Below are 19,609 nucleotides of genomic sequence, written 5' to 3'. Positions count from 1 at the left end.
GACGGAGAGGGGACTGATCGTGGTGTCTGGGCAAATTGCACCGACGTGCGATACCGAGTCGAACTCAGATTTTGAAAAGCCTGGAGATCGGCTCCCTTTCCCCCTCGCCCCCTTGGAGGAGAGGGCTGGGGTTGTTCTGGTCAAATGAGGGGGATGGATCTTCAGGGCGCGACAAAACTTCATCCAAAAAAAAGCCCCCGAAATCTCAGGGGCTCTTCTGTCAGTGCGGCTGATAAACCGTGAGCATCTGCCCAGGCTTGAGTGCCTTGCCCGCACCCGGGTTCCAGCGCTTGAGATGTTGCATCTCAACGTTGAAGCGCTTCGCCACCACGTACAGGGTGTCGCCGCGCTTGACCTTGTACTGGGTCTGCTGCTTGCTCTCGTCCTTGCCTTTGGTCTTGGTATTCGCCGCGACCACGGTGTTTACCCGACCGGACTTGCGCGCCGGTGCACGTTTGGTGTTGTCCTGCATGACCAGGGTCTGGCCGACCTTGAGGTTCTTGCCGGTCAGCTTGTTCCAGCGCTGCAGATCCTTCACCTCGACCTTGTTGGCTTTGGCGATGGAGCCGAGGTTGTCGCCACGCTTGACCCGATAAGCGCGCTTGAGTTGCGCCACTTCAGACGGATCGGCGCCTTCGAATACCGGCTTCAGCGAGCGCGGGCTGATCAGCTCGTCCGGGCGCATGGTCTGCAGACTCGCGGTCAGCAGTTGCGCCTTGGACGTCGGCACCAGCAAATGCTGCGGGCCGTCGATGGTGGTGCGCTGTTTGAAGGCCGGGTTGAGCTGGAACAGCTCGTCTTCGTCGATGTTCGCCACCGCAGCGACCTTGGACAGGTCCATGCGCTGGTTGATTTCGACGACCTGGAAGTACGGTTCGTTGGCGATCGGGTTGAGGTTGACGCCGTAGGCTTCCGGCGCCAGTACTACCTGCGACAGTGCCAGCAGTTTCGGCACGTAGGCCTGGGTTTCCGCTGGCAGCGGCAGGTTCCAGTAGTCGGTGGGCAGGCCGAGCTTTTCGTTGCGCTCGATCGCCCGGCTGACCGTGCCTTCCCCGGCGTTATAGGCCGCCAGAGCCAGCAGCCAGTCACCGTTGAACATGTCGTGCAGACGGGTCAGGTAGTCCATCGCCGCTGTGGTTGAAGCGGTGATGTCGCGACGGCCATCGTAGAAACGCGTCTGGCGCAGGTTGAAGTAACGCCCGGTGGACGGAATGAATTGCCACAGGCCCACGGCATCGGCACGGGAATAGGCCATCGGGTTGTAGGCGCTCTCGATCACTGGCAGCAGGGCCAGTTCCAGCGGCATGTTGCGTTCTTCGAGGCGTTCGACGATGTAATGAATATAGAGGCTGCCGCGTTCGCCGGCATTCTCGAGGAAAGAGGGGTTACTGGCGAACCACAGGCGTTGTTGCTCGATGCGCGGATTGACGCCGAGGCCTTCCTGCAACTGGAAGCCCTGGCGCATGCGTTCCCAGATGTCCTGGGGCGCCACGGGAGTGGGCTTCTCGGTCAGCCAGATCGGCTTCTGCTTGGCTCGCGCAGCAATGTTCGGCGTGTGCGTCGCTTCAGTCTGCGGAGCGTGGCTGGAACAACCCGCCAGCGTGGCGGACACAGCCACCGCGATGGCTTGCGCCAGGCGGGTCAAAGCATCTGAATTGACGGACTTACGTATGGATGACGACATTGGCTGGAAGTAAGTTCCGGGCAAAAATGTCGGGCGATTCTAGAAAGCGCACCCCCTGCGGTCAACCATTGAGAATTTCCGTGCCCGCCAGCCACTTGCTCAGAACGTGTCTTTCCAGGCTCGCAACACTGCAAACACCTCGCTCGGCGCCCGGTTTTGAGCGCCTTCCCGTTCGTCCACTTTTTGTGTAACCAATGTTTCAGAAGTGCGTAAAAACGGATTGGTGAGCTTTTCCAGGGCCAGCGTCGACGGCACCGTCATCACGCCGTTCTGCCGTTGCTGAATAACCTTTTCCAGACGAGCGGCAGTGTGCGGATTGCCTGGCTCGACGGCGGCGGCAAATTTGAGATTGCTCAAAGTGTATTCATGGGTGCAGTAGACCAGCGTATCTTCCGGCAGGGCCGCGAGACGGCTGAGCGAGTGATACATCTGCTCGGGTGTGCCTTCGAACAGCCGGCCGCAACCGGCGGCGAACAGGGTGTCGCCGCAGAACAGCAGACCATGGTGGTAATAGGCGATGTGCCCCAGGGTGTGGCCGGGCACCGCATAGACATCGAAGTCCCAGCCGAGCACGCTGACGCTGTCGTTGTCTTTCAGCGCTACGTCGCACGCCGGGATGCGTTCGCTGGCCGGGCCGTAGACTTTGGCACCGGTCGCCGCTTTCAGGCGCTCGACACCGCCGACATGATCATGGTGATGGTGGGTAATCAGGATGTCGCTGAGCACCCAGCCCGGATGCGCGTCGAGCCACGCCTGCACCGGGGCGGCGTCGCCCGGATCGACCACCGCACAGCGCTGGGTCTGATGATCCTGTAACAACCAGATGTAGTTGTCGGTGAAGGCGGGCAGGGCACTGATCTGTATCATCGTCGGAATTCGCCAAGCGGAAAACATTGGCGCATCTTAGTAGTTCCTGGCGCGTTGGAGAATGACATGACCGATAAAGCGTTCGCTCAGGCCGATCCCGACTGGCTGGCATTGATCAGCGCCGCCCGCGAATGGCTGTCGGGGCCGCTCGGGCAATTTCTGCTGGATGAAGAACGGCGCATGCTCGATGACGAGCTCGGCCGGTTCTTCGGCGGTTATCTGGTGCATTACGGCCCGTCCGCCGAAACCCCGCCCGCTGCGCCGCAAGTGCAGCGCAACGTGCGGCTCGGGGCGCCGTTGCCCGGGGTCGAGATCGTCTGCGAAGAGCAGGCCTGGCCGTTGAGCGAGCATGCTGCCGACGTGGTGGTGATGCAGCACGGTCTGGATTTCTGCCTGTCGCCCCACGGCTTGCTGCGTGAAGCGGCCAGCAGCGTGCGTCCGGGCGGGCATCTGCTGATCATCGGCATCAATCCATGGAGCACGTGGGGTCTGCGGCATTTCTTCGCCAACGATGCCCTGCGCAAGGCGCGCTGCATATCGCCGTCGCGGGTCTCCGACTGGCTTAATCTGCTGGGCTTCGCGCTGGAGAAACGCCGCTTCGGATGCTATCGTCCGCCGCTCGCGTCGCCCAAGTGGCAGAACCGTCTGGCCGGCTGGGAACGCAAGGCCGGTGACTGGCAATTGTCCGGCGGTGGCTTCTATCTGCTGGTAGCGCGCAAGATCGTGGTGGGGCTCAGGCCGTTGCGCCAGGAGCGCCGCGAGCCGATGGGCAAGCTGATTCCGCTGCCGATGGCCAAGGTCAACCGTCGCCGCATCGAACCGTAAACCCTCTTTTATTTGTGGCCGGGCTTGTCCCGGCCGCGGTCATTGTCGATCCGTGATTGGCAGGACAGGCATTTTTCTGGAAAGACTGGCATGAGCGAAAGCGTGGAAAGCGTCGACACCGTAGAACTGTTCACCGACGGCGCCTGCAAGGGCAATCCCGGCCCGGGTGGCTGGGGCGCTCTGCTGGTGTGCAAGGGCGTCGAAAAGGAACTGTGGGGCGGCGAGGCCAACACCACCAACAACCGCATGGAACTGCTCGGCGCGATCCGCGGCCTCGAAGCACTCAAGCGTCCCTGCGAAGTGCTGCTGGTGACTGACTCGCAATACGTGATGAAAGGCATCAACGAGTGGATGGCCAACTGGAAGAAGCGCGGCTGGAAAACTGCCGCGAAAGAACCGGTGAAGAACGCAGATCTGTGGAAAGAGCTGGACGAGCAGGTCAACCGCCACAAAGTCACCTGGAAATGGGTGCGCGGGCACATTGGCCATCACGGTAACGAGCGGGCGGACCAGTTGGCCAATCGTGGCGTGGATGAGGTTCGTGGGTACAAACAGTCCTGAGTTTTCCTGATAGTCCGTGGTGCCTCATTCGCGAGCAGGCTCGCTCCCACAGGGAAATGTATTCCAGACCTTGAATTGGAATACATTCCAATGTGGGAGCGAGCCTGCTCGCGAAGGACTCGCCACGGTCTGACTGAAACACCCCACCGAGCGTGTTAACATCCGCGCCTTTGCACGATTGACCCGTTGAGAGCTGAGCACTGATGGCCACCAGATCCGTTGTACTCGATACCGAAACCACCGGCATGCCGGTGACCGATGGTCACCGGATCATTGAAATCGGTTGCGTCGAACTGATCGGTCGGCGCCTGACGGGCCGGCACTTTCACGTTTATCTGCAGCCGGATCGCGAGAGCGACGAGGGGGCGATCGGTGTGCACGGCATCACTAATGAATTCCTCGTCGGCAAGCCGCGCTTTGCCGAGGTCGCCGACGAGTTCTTCGAATTCATCAAAGGCGCGCAGCTGATCATCCACAACGCGGCGTTCGACGTTGGCTTCATCAACAACGAATTCGCCTTGATGGGCCAGCACGATCGCGCTGACATCACCCAGCACTGCACGATCCTCGACACCCTGATGATGGCCCGGGAACGTCACCCGGGACAGCGCAACAGCCTCGATGCGTTGTGCAAACGTTACGGCGTCGACAACTCCGGCCGTGAACTGCACGGCGCCTTGCTCGACTCGGAGATTCTCGCCGACGTCTACCTGACCATGACCGGCGGCCAGACCAGTCTGTCGCTGGCCGGCAACGCCTCCGACGGCAACGGCACGGGTGAGGGCGCGGATAATTCGGCCACGGAAATCCGCCGTCTGCCAGTCGATCGCCAGCCAGCACGCATCATCCGCGCGACCGAAGACGAACTGGCGGCGCATCTGGTGCGGTTGGAAATCATCGCCAAATCGGCGGGAGCGCCGGCGTTGTGGACGCAGATTGCCGAGGCTGATGCGCAGGCCTGAATGATCGAAAAATCAAAAGAACTGAAGATCAAAAGATCGTAGCCTTCGGCAGCTCCTACGGGGATTGCATTCCAGAGTTGAGAGACGAGGAAGGCTGCGATTTTTTGCGCTTGGCGACATGAAGCCAAGTTGCCACCCTCGCCACATTCGCTGCAACCCTCTACCCTGAGTGCATTGGCGGGTGCAGATCTGCCGCCTCAGGACACTGAGCCTCATGTACAAACAGTTGAAATTTGCGCTGGCAATCATCCATCGCGACATCAAGGTCGACAGCGTCGGCTGCGTCAAGGAATGAGGACCTTTCCCAGTATGCAACCGGTCATGAATCCGAAATACCCAGGGTTGTCGGTGCGCGTCGCCGACGAAGGTTTTGCGCCGTATATCTGGGGCAGCGACTTCAGTTTCGAAGTCGCTGCCTATGGTGCCGCCGTGATCGGCAAACCGGTCGCACAATGGCCGGTGACGCCGATCGTGCCGTACCGCAAGTGCTACGGCATCGATCCGGAGGAATTCAGCGCCTTTCACAACGCGCCCGACAGCGCAATTTTCATGGCGTATCTGGACGACGAACCGGTCGGCCACCTGGTCATCAGCACCAACTGGAACGGCTTCGCCCACATCGATGAACTGGCCGTACACGCGCCGGCCCGGCGCCACGGGGTGGCCAAGGCGCTGCTCGATGTGGCGCAGTTCTGGAGTCGCAAGAAAAAGCTGCCGGGGATCATGCTCGAAACCCAGAACAACAACCTCGGCGCCTGTCGGCTGTATGAGCGCTGCGGTTACGTGATTGGCGGCATCGATCAACTGCGCTATCGCGGCATCGATCCACACACCGCCGAAGTCGCATTGTTCTGGTATCGCCTGTTCGACAACCCGTTGGAAAAACCCCTCAGCTCGACAGCATCGCCTCGGCTTGTTCCGTGATGATCGCCAGCAGCGACTGAATCGCCGCTGACGGCGCGGCGTGCTTGAAGGTCAGGGCGTAGAGGCTGATCGGCACCGCCGGTGACAGCGGGCAAACGTCCAGCCCACCGGCGCGAGCGCCCAAAGCGGTGAACGGATCGACGATGGCCAGGCCTTCGCCGGCCTCGACCATGCTGCGCATCATCTGATGGGTCTGCACGCGGGTCTGAATGCTCGGTGCCGGGCGCAACGCCTGCAGCTTGTTTTCCAGTGCCGGACTCAGCGGATCCTGACCTTCGAGACCGACCATGGCCTGACCGGCCAGGTCTGCCAGAGAAATATATTTCTGTTTCGGTTGCAGCCAGCCGTGCGGCGCAAGCAATTGCAGCTTGCCCTGGGCCAGTGGCTGACAGTGGATGTCGGGGTGTTCGGGATCGTGCAGGCTCAGGCCCAGATCGCTTTCGCGCAGTAACAGGCTGCGGACGATGTCGCGTGTCGGCGCGCTGAGCAGGCTGCAAGGTGCGTCGGGCAAGCGTCGGCGCAGGGTCGCAAGACTTTGTGGCAGTAATTGTTGCGCCAGCGGCGGGGTGCCAATGATGCGCAAGGGCGGGGCGAGGTATTGCTTGAGGCTGCTGGCCAGACGCTGCACCGGCTCAAGCGCCTCATAAACGTGTGCGATTTCCACCTGCAAGGCGCGCGCTTCGGGGGTCGATTGCAGGCGCCCGCGAACGCTGGCGAACAGCATGAACCCCAACTGACTCTCGGCTTCGCGCAAACGCTCTTCGACCTCGGTCACCGGCAGTTGCAGCCATTCGGCGGCGGTGCCCAGGTGACCGGTCTGCAAGAGCGCCTGGATCACTTCGATGTGGCGTAAACGCATGCGTGAAGTCCATGTTCAGCAGGTGGGGTCAGACGCTGAATCCTACCCCAAGTCCGCTCGCATGACTTCTGCTCATAATGCAGGGTTATGAAGCAACGGTTGGCTCGGGTTCGCGGATCAGGGTAATGCCTGATTGAACCAGGAGAAACTCGCTGTCACTGACCTTGTTGACCCGATCACCAATGGCGAGTTTGTAAATGGGCTCCGAGCCAGTGGATCCGTCTGCAGACGGGTTCGATTCCTGGAATTCATGCACGGAATAAACGCGGCCTTCCGCATCTCTTGCATGAAACTGACCGACGAGTACTGCTGCCATCTGCTTAGAACCTCTGGAGATAAAACGCTTGATTTGCGGCTTTGTAGACCGTCACCAAGCTCGGTAAGTTTTCTTACAGGAAAAAAATATTCCTAGCGCAGGAAAAACCAATGATCACTGGTGAAAGCGTCACTGGATCATCTATAACTAGCGACTCTTCCCACAGACCATCGAGAGTCTTCCATGAGCAATGTCTACAACGTCGCTGTAGTGGTCGGTAGCCTGCGCAAAGCATCGATCAATCGCAAAGTCGCACTGGCCCTCGCCGAGCTGGCACCGGCCAATCTCAAGCTCGAGATTGTCGAAATCGGTGAACTGCCGTTGTACAACGAGGACATCGACGGCGATTCTCCGCCCGCAGCCTACAGCACTTTCCGTCAGAAAGTGGCGTCATCCGACGCGGTGCTGTTTGTCACCCCAGAATACAACCGCTCGATCCCGGCACCGTTGAAGAACGCCATCGACGTCGGCTCCCGTCCTTATGGCCAGAGCGCGTGGAGCGGCAAACCCGGTGCGGTGATCAGCGTATCGCCAGGCGCCGTCGGCGGTTTCGGCGCCAACCAGCACCTGCGCCAGACCTTTGTTTTCCTCGATATCCATTGCCTGCAACAGCCGGAAGCGTATCTGGGCGGTGCGGGCAATGCGTTTGATGAAGCGGGCAAGCTTAGCGAATCGGTGAAGCCGTTCCTGCAGAAATTCATCGATGCCTACGGCCAGTTCGTAGAGCAACACAAGAAATAATCTCGTACACGGTCCCATGTAGGAGTGAGCCTGCTCGCGATAGCGGTCTTTCAGCTGACAATAATGCTGACTGATACACCGCCATCGCGAGCAGGCTCACTCCTTCAGTTTTGTCTATCAGACTTTTCATGAAGGCTTCTGCGAATGCTCGCTGCGTCACTGATTTTCCTGCTGACCATCACCCTCGTCATCTGGCAACCCAAAGGCCTCGGCGTCGGCTGGAGTGCAACGCTGGGCGCCGTGCTGGCGTTGATCTTCGGCGTCGTTCATCTCACGGATATTCCGCTGGTCTGGCAGATCATCTGGAACGCCACCGGCACCTTCGTCGCACTGATCATCATCAGCCTGCTGCTCGACGAGGCCGGCTTTTTCAATTGGGCGGCGCTGCATGTGGCGCGTTGGGGGCGGGGCAGTGGGCGCAAGCTGTTTGCCTTCATGGTGCTGCTCGGCGCGTTGGTCTCGGCGCTGTTCGCCAATGACGGCGCGGCGCTGATTCTCACGCCGATCGTGATTTCAATGCTGCTGGCGCTGCGATTCTCGCCAGCGGCGACCCTGGCCTTCGTCATGGGCGCCGGGTTTATCGCCGATACGGCGAGCCTGCCGCTGGTGGTGTCGAACCTGGTTAACATCGTTTCCGCGGACTTCTTCAATATCGGCTTCAACCGCTATGCCGCGGTGATGGTGCCGGTCAATTTCGTCAGCGTTGCGGCGACGTTGGGCATGTTGCTGTGGTTCTTTCGCCGCGACATTCCTGCGTCCTACGACCCTGAGCAACTGGAAAACCCGAGCACTGCGATCCACGACAAGGCGACGTTCCAAGCCGGTTGGGCGGTGCTGGTGATCCTCTTGATCGGCTGCTTCGCCCTCGAACCGCTGGGCATTCCGATCAGCGCCATTTCCGCGGTGTGCGCCGCGCTGCTGCTGGGTATCGCCGCGCGCGGCCACAAGATCTCCACGCGCAAAGTGATGAAAGAAGCACCGTGGCAGATCGTGATTTTCTCCCTGGGCATGTACCTGGTGGTGTACGGCCTGCGCAATGCCGGACTCACCAGTTACCTCGCCGGGTGGCTGGACGTATTCGCCGGCCACGGCGTGTGGGGTGCGGCCATGGGCACCGGGGTTTTGACGGCGCTGTTGTCGTCGATCATGAACAACCTGCCGACCGTGCTGATCGGCTTGCTGTCGATCGACGCGAGTCAGGCCAGCGGGGTGATCAAGGAGGCGATGATCTATGCCAACGTGATTGGCAGCGACCTGGGGCCGAAGATCACCCCGATCGGCAGTCTGGCGACCTTGTTGTGGCTGCATGTGCTGGAGCGCAAGGGCATCCATATTGGCTGGGGCTATTACTTCCGTGTCGGAATTGTGTTGACCGTACCGGTGTTGCTGGTGACGTTGGCGGCATTGGCTTTGCGGCTTTCGCTGTAGACCGGGCTGACCCCAATCGCGAGCAGGCTCACTCCTACAATTTGAAATGCGTTCCCCTGTAGGAGTGAGCCTGCTCGCGATGGCGGTGGCACAGACACCACAGATCTCAGGCTTGGCCGGGGACATTCGGCCAGAGATCCGCCACCAGAAACAACCGCTCCGCCTCTTCCCATTCGCCCTGGGCATTCTCGGTCAGGCGCACCATCAATTGCGCCGGGGCCAGCGCTGGCAAGTCTTGCAGCCACAAACGCAAATGCTCATCCGCCCAGACCTGATCCGCCGGGTAGTGCGCCGGCGCCAGCCAGGCGTGGCGGGGCAGGGGTTGCCAGCGTCCTGGCGGACGTTGCGCGACAAACGCCGGCCAGTCCTGCTGATGCAGCCAACTGCCACGCAGATGTTGCGGATGGGCGCCGTTCGGTGAGTCGGCCTGCCCCGGCCACGGATACAGCAGATAACCGCCCAGCCACAATTGCGCGCTGAAGGTTTCGATATCCAGTGCCGCCAGCACTTCGCGGCTTTCCGGACGCGCCGAGATCGGTAATTGATGCTCGGCCAGATGCGCCAGTTTGCGATCCAGCCGGTCATGGCAGCCTGGCCCGAGCCACTGCGCCGGATCGCGGCCATCGCCAGCCTGCGGTCCGAGGTAGAGCTTGATCGCCAGTTCCAGATGGTGCACGCCGTCGCGGTCACGCAGCAGCATGTCCAGTTCGCCGAGGGTGTGCCCGGCGCGGCGGATCGGCAGGTTGGCGGCGATCAGGTCAATGCCCGGTGCGTGCTCCACGGCGAACTGCCACAGGCGTTCGTAATACAGGCCCAGACGCCGGGTGCGCGCCTGGGATAGCCATTGCAGCAGGCCGTAACTGTCGCGGTCGAGCTGACGCAACCAGTGTTCGAGACGCTGCGGGTCGTGCACCCAGTCGCTGCCGGCCAGCGGATGACGCTGCGGCCACGGCGTGTCGGCGAGCATCGGCGGCGCGAGGATCACCCACGCCAGGTCCCGCACTTCGGGATGGCGTAATTGATGGGGCAGTTGAAGCAAATCGGGAAACAGGATCATCTTGCGAGCATAGCCTTAAACCTGAGCCCACCCTTGAGGCTGAAAGGATTTTGTCTATCTGGCGCTTTCGCCCATAATCGGGTTTTCGCGTTTTCGATTGTCCGCAGAGGTCCCATGGAGCAATTTCGTAATATCGGCATCATCGGTCGCCTTGGCAGTTCCCAGGTGCTGGATACCGTCCGCCGACTGAAACGCTTTCTGCTCGACCGTCACCTGCATGTGATCCTCGAAGACACCATCGCTGAAGTCCTGCCGGGCCACGGCCTGCAAACCTCGTCGCGCAAGATGCTCGGCGAAGTCTGCGACATGGTCATCGTCGTCGGCGGTGACGGCAGCCTGCTCGGCGCCGCGCGGGCGCTGGCCAGGCACAATATTCCGGTTCTGGGCATCAACCGTGGCAGCCTTGGCTTCCTCACTGATATTCGCCCGGACGAGCTGGAAATCAAGGTCGCCGAAGTGCTCGACGGCCACTATCTGGTGGAAAACCGCTTCCTGCTGCAAGCCGAAGTGCGTCGCCATGGCGAGGCCATCGGGCAGGGCGATGCCCTCAACGATGTGGTGCTGCACCCGGGCAAATCGACGCGGATGATCGAGTTCGAGTTGTACATCGACGGCCAGTTCGTCTGCAGCCAGAAGGCCGACGGCCTGATCGTCGCCACGCCCACCGGGTCCACTGCCTACGCGTTGTCTGCCGGCGGGCCGATCATGCATCCCAAGCTCGACGCTATTGTGATTGTGCCGATGTACCCCCATACCTTGTCGGGACGGCCAATCGTGGTCGATGGCAACAGTGAGCTGAAAATCGTCGTGTCCAAAGATATGCAGATCTACCCGCAGGTCTCCTGCGACGGCCAGAACCACTTTACCTGCGCACCGGGCGACACCATTACCGTGAGCAAGAAAGCGCAGAAACTGCGCCTGATTCATCCGCTCGATCACAACTACTACGAGGTGTGCCGGACCAAGCTTGGCTGGGGCAGCAAGCTGGGGGGTGGAGGCGACTGATGCTCGATCCCGCGCGCAGTTACGACCTGATCGGTGACGTGCACGGATGCGCTCTGACCCTCGAACACTTGCTGGACCGTCTCGGTTATCACAAGCAGGGCGGGGTCTGGCGCCATCCTTCACGCATGGCGGTGTTCGTCGGCGACATCATCGACCGTGGCCCGCGGATTCGCGAGGCGCTGCATATCGTCCACGACATGGTCGAGGCGGGGCAGGCGCTGTGCATCATGGGCAACCATGAATTCAACGCGCTCGGTTGGGTGACTCCGGCGCCACCGGGCAGCGGCAAGCAGTTCGTGCGCGAACACACCAAGCGCCATGCGCGCCTGCTGCAGGAAACCCTGACGCAATTCGAAAACCATCCGGGCGACTGGCATGACTTCCAGCAGTGGTTCTACGAGCTGCCGCTGTTCGTCGATGCCGGACGCTTCCGCGTCGTCCACGCCTGCTGGGATGCCGGCTTGATCGAGCCGCTGCAGGCGTTGTTCCCCGACGGCTGCGTCGATGAGCATTTCCTCCAGGCGTCGGCCGTTCCCGGCAGTTTCGCCTGCACCGTGTTCGACCGTTTGCTGCGTGGCACCGATATGCGCCTGCCAGGCGGCCTGACCATGACCAGCGGCGACGGTCTGGTGCGTTCGTTCTTCCGCACCAAGTTCTGGGAAGACGACCCGAAAACCTACGGCGATATCGTGTTCCAGCCCGATGCACTGCCCGAACCTGTCGCGCAGACGCCGCTGACGTCCACTGAAAAGAATTCCCTGCTGCGCTACGGCGTCGACGAGCCGTTGCTGTTCGTCGGCCACTACTGGCGCAGCGGCAAACCGGCGCCGATCCGCCCGAACCTCGCGTGCCTGGATTACAGCGCCGTGCTCTACGGCAAACTGGTGGCCTATCGTCTGGATCAGGAAACGCGCCTGGATCCGCAAAAATTCGTCTGGGTCGATGTCGAGCGGCCGGAGGTGCTGCAATGAGTGCGGTAGCGGTATTGCGCCTGCCGTTGGCGGTGGATTTGAGCGGCTTCGTCATGCTGCTGCAACGCATGCAAGTGCCCCATCGGGTCAGCGAAGAAGCGGGCGAGCAGGTGCTGTGGGCGCCGGAGGAGATCAGCGAGGACGTGCGTTCGCTGTACGAGCGCTTTCCGGCCGGCGACCCGGATCAGCAACTGGACATGCCTGTGGGCCAGACCTTCAAAAGGCCGGGTTTTGCCGAACAGCTGAAACACGCCAGGGCCACCGGATTCATTCTGCTGTTGAGCCTGATCGTCGGCGGTCTGACCTTTCTCGGCGAAAATCTGGAAACGCTGCGCTGGCTGACCTTCCTCGATTTCCGCGTGATCGGCGAGTACATCCACTTCACGCCGCTGGCCGACAGTCTGGCAGCAGGGCAGTGGTGGCGGCTGATCACGCCGATGCTGATCCACTTCGGCATCCTCCATCTGGCCATGAACGGCATGTGGTACTGGGAGCTGGGGCGGCGCATCGAGTCGCGCCAGGGCAGCATCAACCTGATCGGCCTGACGCTGCTGTTCAGTCTGGTCTCCAACTACGCGCAGTTCGTCTGGAGCGGCCCGAGCCTGTTTGGTGGGCTGTCCGGCGTGCTCTACGGTTTGCTCGGGCATTGCTGGATCTTCCAGTTGCTGGCGCCGAACCCGGCCTATCGCCTGCCGCGCGGGGTGCTGGTGATGATGCTGGTGTGGCTGGTGGTGTGCATGTCCGGGCTGGTCTCGCTGATCGGTTTCGGCCAGATCGCCAACGCCGCGCACCTGAGCGGGTTACTCATCGGATGCTTCACCGGTTTGTTGGGCGGTTTGTATAACCGCCGTAAACTGGCCGTCTAAAATTTTTGCTTCAGTAAAGAGCACGGAGACCCTGATGTCCTCTTTCAACGACATGATCAGCAACATCACCCCGGACATCTACGAGAGCCTGAAACTGGCCGTGGAAATCGGCAAATGGTCGGACGGCAACAAACTCACCGCCGAGCAGCGCGAGCTGTCGTTGCAGGCGATGATCGCCTGGGAAATCCAGAACCTGCCGGAAGACCAGCGCACCGGTTACATGGGCCCGCAAGAGTGTGCGTCGAAGTCGATCGAAGTGCCGAACATCCTGTTCAAGTCGGATGCCATCCATTGATCGAGATTGGCCGCGGTGCAATCAGCAAAATGTCGGCGCGCCTGGACGGGCCGAACGTGCAGTACGCGTTTCGTCTGGATGACGTCGAGGTGCCGGTCAATCCGTTGATCGGCAGCACGCTGCGTCTGGAGTTCCTGGGCGCGATCCATTGCAGCCATTGCGGGCGCAGGACCAAAACCAGTTTCAGTCAGGGCTATTGCTACCCGTGCATGACCAAACTGGCGCAATGCGACCTGTGCATCATGAGCCCCGAGCGCTGCCATTTCGACGCCGGCACCTGCCGCGATCCGGAGTGGGGCGAGAAATTCTGCATGACCGACCATGTGGTTTACCTGGCCAATTCGTCAGGCATCAAGGTTGGCATCACCCGAGCTACGCAGTTGCCGACCCGCTGGCTCGATCAGGGCGCGAGTCAGGCGCTGCCGATCATGCGCGTGTCGACGCGCCAGCAATCGGGGTTTGTCGAAGACCTGTTCCGCAGTCAGGTGGCGGACAAGACCAACTGGCGCGCATTGCTCAAGGGCGATGCGGCGGCGGTGGATCTGGCGCAGGTGCGCGATCAGTTGTTCGAAAGCTGCGCCGAAGGCCTGCAAGGTTTGCAGGAGCGATTCGGCCTACAGGCAATTCAGACGATTGCCGATGTCGAACCGCTGGAAATCCGCTATCCCGTCGAACAATACCCGGCGAAAATCGTCAGCTTCAACCTGGACAAGAACCCGATTGCCGAAGGCACGCTGCTGGGGATCAAGGGCCAGTACCTGATCTTCGACACCGGCGTGATCAACATTCGTAAATACACGGCCTACCAGCTCGCCGTGCATCAATAAGGATTCCAGCATGCGCACCGAACAACCGAAGATGATTTACCTCAAGGACTATCAGGCGCCCGAGTACCTGATCGACGAAACGCACCTGACCTTCGAGTTGTTCGAGGACCACAGCCTGGTTCACGCGCAACTGGTGATGCGCCGCAACCCTGAGCGCGGTGCCGGCTTGCCGCCACTGGTGCTCGACGGCCAGCAACTGGAGCTGATCTCGGTGACGCTGGCGGACCAGGAGCTGAGCGCTGCCGACTATCAAGTCTCCGACAGCCACCTGACCCTGCAGCCAACCAGCGAAACGTTCACGCTCGACACCAGCGTGCGCATCCACCCGGAAACCAATACCGCGCTGGAAGGCCTGTACAAGTCCGGCACGATGTTCTGCACCCAGTGCGAGGCCGAAGGCTTCCGCAAGATCACCTATTACCTCGACCGCCCGGACGTGATGAGCAAGTTCACCACCACAGTGGTGGCCGAACAGCACAGCTACCCGGTGTTGCTCTCCAACGGTAACCCGATCGCTTCCGGCCCCGGCGAAGACGGCCGGCACTGGGCGACCTGGGAAGATCCGTTCAAGAAACCGGCGTACCTGTTTGCGCTGGTCGCCGGTGATCTGTGGTGCGTCGAAGACACCTTCACCACCATGAGCCAGCGCAATGTCGCGCTGCGCATTTACGTCGAGCCGGAAAACATCGACAAGTGCCAGCACGCGATGAACAGCCTGAAGAAATCCATGCGCTGGGATGAAGAGGTCTACGGTCGCGAGTACGATCTGGACATCTTCATGATCGTCGCGGTCAACGATTTCAACATGGGCGCGATGGAGAACAAGGGCCTCAACATCTTCAACTCCAGCGCCGTGCTGGCCCGCGCCGAAACCGCCACCGACGCCGCGCACCAGCGGGTCGAGGCGATCGTCGCCCACGAATATTTCCACAACTGGTCGGGCAACCGCGTGACCTGCCGCGACTGGTTCCAGCTGTCGCTCAAGGAAGGCTTCACGGTGTTCCGCGACGCCGGTTTCTCCTCGGACATGAACTCGGCGACGGTCAAGCGCATTCAGGACGTGGCATACCTGCGCACCCACCAGTTCGCCGAAGATGCCGGCCCCATGGCCCACGCCGTGCGCCCGGACAGCTTCATCGAGATTTCCAACTTCTACACCCTGACCGTGTACGAAAAGGGTTCGGAAGTGGTTGGCATGATCCACACCTTGCTCGGTGCCGAAGGTTTCCGTAAGGGCAGCGATCTGTATTTCGAACGCCACGATGGTCAGGCCGTGACCTGTGACGATTTCGTCAAGGCCATGGAAGACGCCAATAGCGTCGACCTCAGCCAGTTCAAGCGCTGGTACAGCCAGGCCGGCACGCCACGTCTGGCAGTGACCGAGTCCTATGACGCCGCCGCGAAAACCTACAGCCTGACCTTCCGCCAGAGCTGCCCGCCGACTCCGGACAAGGTGGAAAAACTACCGTTCGTGATTCCGGTCGAGCTCGGCCTGCTCGACAGCCAGGGCAACGAAATCGCCCTGCGTCTGGCTGGCGAAGCCTCGGCACAAGGCACCACTCGGGTGATTTCGGTCACCGAAGCCGAACAGACCTTCACTTTCATCGATATCAACGAACAGCCGTTGCCATCGCTGCTGCGTGGCTTCTCGGCGCCGGTGAAACTGAGCTTCCCGTACAACCGCGATCAACTGATGTTCCTGATGCAGCACGACAGCGACGGCTTCAACCGCTGGGATGCCGGTCAGCAATTGGCGGTGCAAGTGCTGCAGGAACTGATCGCTCAGCATCAGAAGGGCGAGAGCCTGACGCTCGATCCGCGTCTGGTGTCGGCGCTGCGCACGGTGCTGTCCGACGAGTCGCTGGATCAGGCGATGGTCGCCGAAATGCTCTCGTTGCCGGGTGAGGCGTATCTTACCGAGATCAGCGAAGTGGCCGACGTCGAGGCGATTCATGTCGCGCGCGAATTTGCCCGCAAGCAACTGGCCGAAGGCTTGTTCGAAGCGCTGTGGCTGCGTTATCAGGCCAACCGCGATCTGTCGAAAAAGACTCCGTACGTAGCCGAGGCCGAGCACTTCGCCCGACGCGCGCTGCAGAATATTGCCCTGTCGTACCTGATGCTCAGCGGCAAGCCGGAAGTCCTGGCGGCGGCGCTGGAGCAGTTCGAGACGGCCGACAACATGACTGAGCGCCTGACCGCGCTGGCGGTGCTGGTCAACTCGCCGTTCGAAGAGCAGAAGGCCGCGGCTTTGGCCAGTTTCGCCGAGCACTTCAAGGACAATCCGCTGGTCATGGATCAGTGGTTCAGCGTGCAGGCCGGCAGCACCTTGCCAGGCGGGCTGGAGCGCGTGAAGGCATTGATGCAGCACCCGGCGTTCAACATCAAGAACCCGAACAAGGTGCGCGCACTGATCGGCGCCTTCGCCGGGCAGAACCTGATCAACTTCCACGCGGCGGACGGCTCCGGCTATCACTTCCTCGCCGATCTGGTGATCGAACTGAACGGCTTCAACCCACAGATCGCTTCACGCCAACTGGCGCCGCTGACCCGCTGGCGCAAATACGACAGCGCGCGTCAGGCGCTGATGAAGGGTGAGCTGGAGCGGATTCTGGCGTCCGGAGCGTTGTCCAGCGACGTGTACGAAGTGGTAAGCAAAAGCCTGGCGTAACCCCGATCCCGTAGGAGCTGTCGAGTGAAACGAGGCTGCGATCTTTTGATTTTGATGATCACCGCCCCTCACCCTAACCCTCTCCCAGAGGGAGAGGGGACTGACCGAGGTGCCTTTTTCTATCCGCCGACCTGGAATTACCGAGTCGAACTCAGGATCTGAAAAGCCCTCGATCGGCTCCCTTTCCCCCTCTCCCATTGGGAGAGGGCAAAGCAGACACAAAAATGCCGCTCAACGAGCGGCATTTTCATTGGCACAAGAAACAGCTATTTACGCAAATCAAACCGATCCAGATTCATCACCTTCGTCCATGCCTTGACGAAATCGTTGACGAACTGCGTCTTCGCGTCGGAACTGGCATACACCTCGGCCAAGGCGCGCAATTGCGCATTCGAGCCGAACACCAGATCGACCCGCGTCGCCGTCCATTTCGCCGCTCCGGTCTTGCGATCACGACCCTCGAACTCGTCGGCATCCCGCGAGGTTGGCGTCCACTCCACACCCATGTCCAGCAGGTGGGTGAAGAAGTCATTGCTCAGCGCTTCGGGTTTGTCGGTGAATACGCCATGCCGGGTCTGGCCAACATTGGTGTTCAATACCCGCAAACCACCCAGTAGCACGGTCATTTCCGGTGCCGTGAGGGTAAGCAATTGCGCCTTGTCGATCAGCAGGGTTTCCGCCGCAACCGTGTATTTGCCTTTGCTGTAATTGCGGAAACCGTCGGCGATCGGTTCGAGGAAGCCGAACGATTCGACATCGGTCTGCTCCTGCGAAGCATCGACGCGGCCCGGTGAGAACGGCACCGACACCGAATGCCCGGCGTTTTGCGCGGCTTTCTCCACCCCGGCATTGCCGGCCAGCACAATCAAGTCGGCCAGCGAGATCTTCTTGCCACCGGCCGCGCCGTTGTTGAACTCGTTCTGAATGCCTTCGAGTGTGCTCAGCACCTTCTCCAATTGCTCCGGCTGGTTGGCCTGCCAGAACTTCTGTGGGGCCAGACGCAAGCGCCCGCCGTTGGCACCGCCGCGCTTGTCCGAGCCGCGGAAGGTCGACGCTGCCGCCCACGCAGTGGAGACCAGTTGCGAGACCGACAGTCCTGAATCCAGCACCTTGTTCTTCAGCGCCGTGGCGTCGCTGTCATCGATCAGCGCATGGGTTACGTCGGGCAGCGGATCTTGCCAGAGCAACTCCTCTTGCGGCAGTTCCGGGCCGAGGTAGCGAGAGAGTGGCCCCATGTCGCGATGGATCAGCTTGTACCAGGCGCGGGCGAACGCGTCGGCGAGCTGATCGGGATTGGCCAGGAAGCGCCGCGAGATCTGCTCATAGGCAGGATCGAAGCGCAGCGCCAGGTCGGAGGTGAGCATGGTCGGTGAGAGCTTCTTGTTCGGATCGTGAGCGTGGGGAACGGTGCCGGCACCGGCGCCGTTTTTCGGTTGCCACTGATTGGCGCCCGCCGGGCTTTTGCTCAGCTCCCATTCGAAGCCAAACAGGTTTTCCAGATAGTTGTTGCTCCACTGCGTTGGCGTGGTGGTCCAGGTGACTTCCAGGCCGCTGGTGATGGTGTCCGCGCCTTTACCGGTGCCGAAGGCGTTTTTCCAGCCCAGACCTTGTTGTTCAAGGCCGGCCGCTTCCGGTTCGGCACCGACATTGTCGGCAGGGCCGGCGCCGTGGGTTTTGCCGAACGCGTGGCCGCCCGCAATCAGCGCCACGGTTTCTTCGTCGTTCATGGCCATGCGGCCGAAGGTTTCGCGAATGTCCTTGGCCGAGGCCACCGGGTCCGGGTTGCCTTCCGGGCCTTCCGGGTTCACGTAGATCAAGCCCATCTGCACAGCGGCGAGGGGACTTTCCAGATTGCGTTCGCCCTGATCGGTGCGGCTTTCTTCGCGGCCATGCAAGTCGGGCTCAGCCACCAGTGTGCCGTCGCCGGGTTCCTGCACCGGGCCGTTGCTCTTGCCATAACGGTTGTCGCCGCCCAGCCACTCGGTTTCCGAGCCCCAATAAACGTCTTCATCCGGTTCCCAGACATCCGCGCGGCCGCCGGAGAAACCGAAGGTCTTGAAGCCCATGGATTCCAGGGCGACGTTGCCGGTGAGCACGATCAGGTCGGCCCAGGAAATATTGCGTCCGTATTTTTGCTTGATCGGCCAGAGCAGGCGGCGGGCCTTGTCGAGGCTGACGTTGTCCGGCCAGCTATTGAGCGGCGCAAAGCGTTGCTGACCGGAACCGGCACCGCCCCGGCCATCGGCGGTGCGATAGGTCCCGGCGCTGTGCCACGCCATGCGCACGAACAACGGGCCGTAATGGCCGAAGTCGGCTGGCCACCAGTCCTGGGAATCGGTCATCAGCGCTCTGATGTCTTGTTTCAGCGCTTGGAAGTCGAGGCTTTTGAAGGCTTTGGCGTAGTCGAAGTCCTGGCCCAGCGGATCGGACTTGGGTGAATGCTGGCTGAGGATCTTGAGGTTGAGTTGGTTCGGCCACCAGTCACGGTTCGTCGTACCGCCACCGGCGGCGTGGTTGAACGGGCATTTCGATTCGTTTGCCATGTTCGTATCCCTATCAGGTCTGCGGCCGGCTCGTGCCGACTTCGGACTGGTAAGGCTAGACCCGAGTTGGCAACTCGGCTAATAGCCCGACTATTGGGCACTGATAGGCAAACTCTTTCGCCGCACATGCAGGAGCTGCCGAAGGCTGCGTTTTTTTGATCTTGTTGTTCACCGATAAATCAAAAGCAAAGATCGCAGCCTTCGGCAGCT

Annotated in this window: 18 protein-coding genes; 12 read left to right on the top strand and 6 right to left on the bottom strand. The window is 61.0% G+C overall.

Annotation, left to right across the window (positions count from 1 at the left end):
- Positions 1-220: 220 nt before the first annotated feature.
- Both DCO47_RS04860 and gloB read right to left on the bottom strand, forming a co-directional pair.
- Positions 221-1,684, bottom strand: coding sequence for a transglycosylase SLT domain-containing protein (locus DCO47_RS04860; protein ID WP_041480626.1), 1,464 nt, complete (start codon positions 1,682-1,684; stop codon positions 221-223).
- Between the two features lie 99 nt (positions 1,685-1,783).
- Entirely contained in the window at positions 1,784-2,551 is a 768-nt protein-coding gene (gloB, locus tag DCO47_RS04855) for a hydroxyacylglutathione hydrolase (RefSeq protein ID WP_116657611.1), read from the bottom strand.
- 66 nt (positions 2,552-2,617) lie between these two features.
- On the opposite strand from gloB, the gene DCO47_RS04850 reads away from it, so the two are divergent.
- The 4 genes from DCO47_RS04850 to DCO47_RS04835 all read left to right on the top strand — a co-directional run bounded on the left by DCO47_RS04850 (position 2,618) and on the right by DCO47_RS04835 (position 5,823).
- Positions 2,618-3,376, top strand: coding sequence for a class I SAM-dependent methyltransferase (locus DCO47_RS04850; protein ID WP_116657602.1), 759 nt, complete (start codon positions 2,618-2,620; stop codon positions 3,374-3,376).
- Between the two features lie 90 nt (positions 3,377-3,466).
- Positions 3,467-3,937 (top strand): ribonuclease HI, encoded by a 471-nt coding sequence (rnhA, locus tag DCO47_RS04845; protein WP_007910572.1) that lies wholly within the window; start codon positions 3,467-3,469, stop codon positions 3,935-3,937.
- 203 nt (positions 3,938-4,140) lie between these two features.
- A complete protein-coding gene (gene dnaQ / locus DCO47_RS04840) occupies positions 4,141-4,899 on the top strand; it encodes a DNA polymerase III subunit epsilon (RefSeq protein WP_042609552.1) in 759 nt (252 codons plus the stop codon).
- 309 nt (positions 4,900-5,208) lie between these two features.
- Positions 5,209-5,823 carry a GNAT family N-acetyltransferase gene (locus tag DCO47_RS04835; protein ID WP_042609553.1) on the top strand — a complete coding sequence of 205 codons (615 nt, stop codon included), beginning with the start codon at positions 5,209-5,211 and terminating at the stop codon, positions 5,821-5,823.
- Here the strand turns inward: DCO47_RS04835 and DCO47_RS04830 are convergent.
- Both DCO47_RS04830 and DCO47_RS04825 read right to left on the bottom strand, forming a co-directional pair.
- The gene (locus DCO47_RS04830) at positions 5,789-6,682 is read right to left on the bottom strand and encodes a LysR family transcriptional regulator (protein ID WP_116657601.1); all 894 of its coding nucleotides are present in this window, start codon (positions 6,680-6,682) and stop codon (positions 5,789-5,791) included. The two genes, DCO47_RS04835 and DCO47_RS04830, sit on opposite strands and share 35 nt — an antisense overlap.
- A gap of 85 nt (positions 6,683-6,767) precedes the next feature.
- Positions 6,768-6,998 (bottom strand): hypothetical protein, encoded by a 231-nt coding sequence (locus DCO47_RS04825; protein ID WP_041480622.1) that lies wholly within the window; start codon positions 6,996-6,998, stop codon positions 6,768-6,770.
- Between the two features lie 183 nt (positions 6,999-7,181).
- On the opposite strand from DCO47_RS04825, the gene DCO47_RS04820 reads away from it, so the two are divergent.
- Positions 7,182-7,739, top strand: a complete 558-nt coding sequence (locus tag DCO47_RS04820) for an NADPH-dependent FMN reductase (protein ID WP_116657600.1) — start codon at positions 7,182-7,184, stop codon at positions 7,737-7,739.
- Between the two features lie 144 nt (positions 7,740-7,883).
- A complete protein-coding gene (locus tag DCO47_RS04815) occupies positions 7,884-9,167 on the top strand; it encodes an arsenic transporter (RefSeq protein ID WP_116657599.1) in 1,284 nt (427 codons plus the stop codon).
- Between the two features lie 106 nt (positions 9,168-9,273).
- Here the strand turns inward: DCO47_RS04815 and DCO47_RS04810 are convergent, their stop codons facing one another.
- A complete protein-coding gene (locus tag DCO47_RS04810) occupies positions 9,274-10,224 on the bottom strand; it encodes a DUF1853 family protein (RefSeq protein WP_064362002.1) in 951 nt (316 codons plus the stop codon).
- A gap of 114 nt (positions 10,225-10,338) precedes the next feature.
- Here DCO47_RS04810 and DCO47_RS04805 point away from each other — a divergent pair, with 114 nt between their 5' ends.
- The 6 genes from DCO47_RS04805 to pepN are packed head-to-tail and all read left to right on the top strand — an operon-like array spanning position 10,339 to position 16,856.
- The gene (locus DCO47_RS04805; protein ID WP_041480619.1) at positions 10,339-11,229 is read left to right on the top strand and encodes an NAD(+) kinase; all 891 of its coding nucleotides are present in this window, start codon (positions 10,339-10,341) and stop codon (positions 11,227-11,229) included.
- Positions 11,229-12,200: a metallophosphoesterase gene (locus DCO47_RS04800; protein ID WP_116657598.1), complete on the top strand. Its 972-nt coding sequence runs from the start codon at positions 11,229-11,231 to the stop codon at positions 12,198-12,200. The genes DCO47_RS04805 and DCO47_RS04800 overlap by 1 nt, the downstream gene beginning before the upstream one ends.
- On the top strand, positions 12,197-13,066 hold the full coding sequence (locus tag DCO47_RS04795) for a rhomboid family intramembrane serine protease (RefSeq protein WP_116657597.1): 870 nt from the start codon (positions 12,197-12,199) through the stop codon (positions 13,064-13,066). Before DCO47_RS04800 ends, DCO47_RS04795 begins: the two co-directional genes overlap by 4 nt.
- A gap of 34 nt (positions 13,067-13,100) precedes the next feature.
- A complete protein-coding gene (locus DCO47_RS04790) occupies positions 13,101-13,361 on the top strand; it encodes a YeaC family protein (RefSeq protein ID WP_042609561.1) in 261 nt (86 codons plus the stop codon).
- Entirely contained in the window at positions 13,358-14,188 is an 831-nt protein-coding gene (locus tag DCO47_RS04785) for a DUF2797 domain-containing protein (RefSeq protein WP_042609562.1), read from the top strand. Before DCO47_RS04790 ends, DCO47_RS04785 begins: the two co-directional genes overlap by 4 nt.
- A 10-nt stretch (positions 14,189-14,198) precedes the next feature.
- Positions 14,199-16,856: an aminopeptidase N gene (gene pepN / locus DCO47_RS04780; protein WP_116657596.1), complete on the top strand. Its 2,658-nt coding sequence runs from the start codon at positions 14,199-14,201 to the stop codon at positions 16,854-16,856.
- Between the two features lie 266 nt (positions 16,857-17,122).
- Here pepN and katG read toward each other — a convergent pair whose 3' ends face one another.
- Entirely contained in the window at positions 17,123-19,399 is a 2,277-nt protein-coding gene (gene katG / locus DCO47_RS04775; protein ID WP_116657595.1) for a catalase/peroxidase HPI, read from the bottom strand.
- Positions 19,400-19,609 lie beyond the last annotated feature (210 nt).

This window comes from Pseudomonas sp. NDM, from assembly GCF_003105095.1.
Taxonomy (GTDB): Bacteria; Pseudomonadota; Gammaproteobacteria; order Pseudomonadales; family Pseudomonadaceae; genus Aquipseudomonas; species Aquipseudomonas moraviensis_A.
The sequence above is the reverse complement of the archived record's forward strand: the minus strand, read 5'-3'. Positions and strand labels throughout refer to the sequence as shown.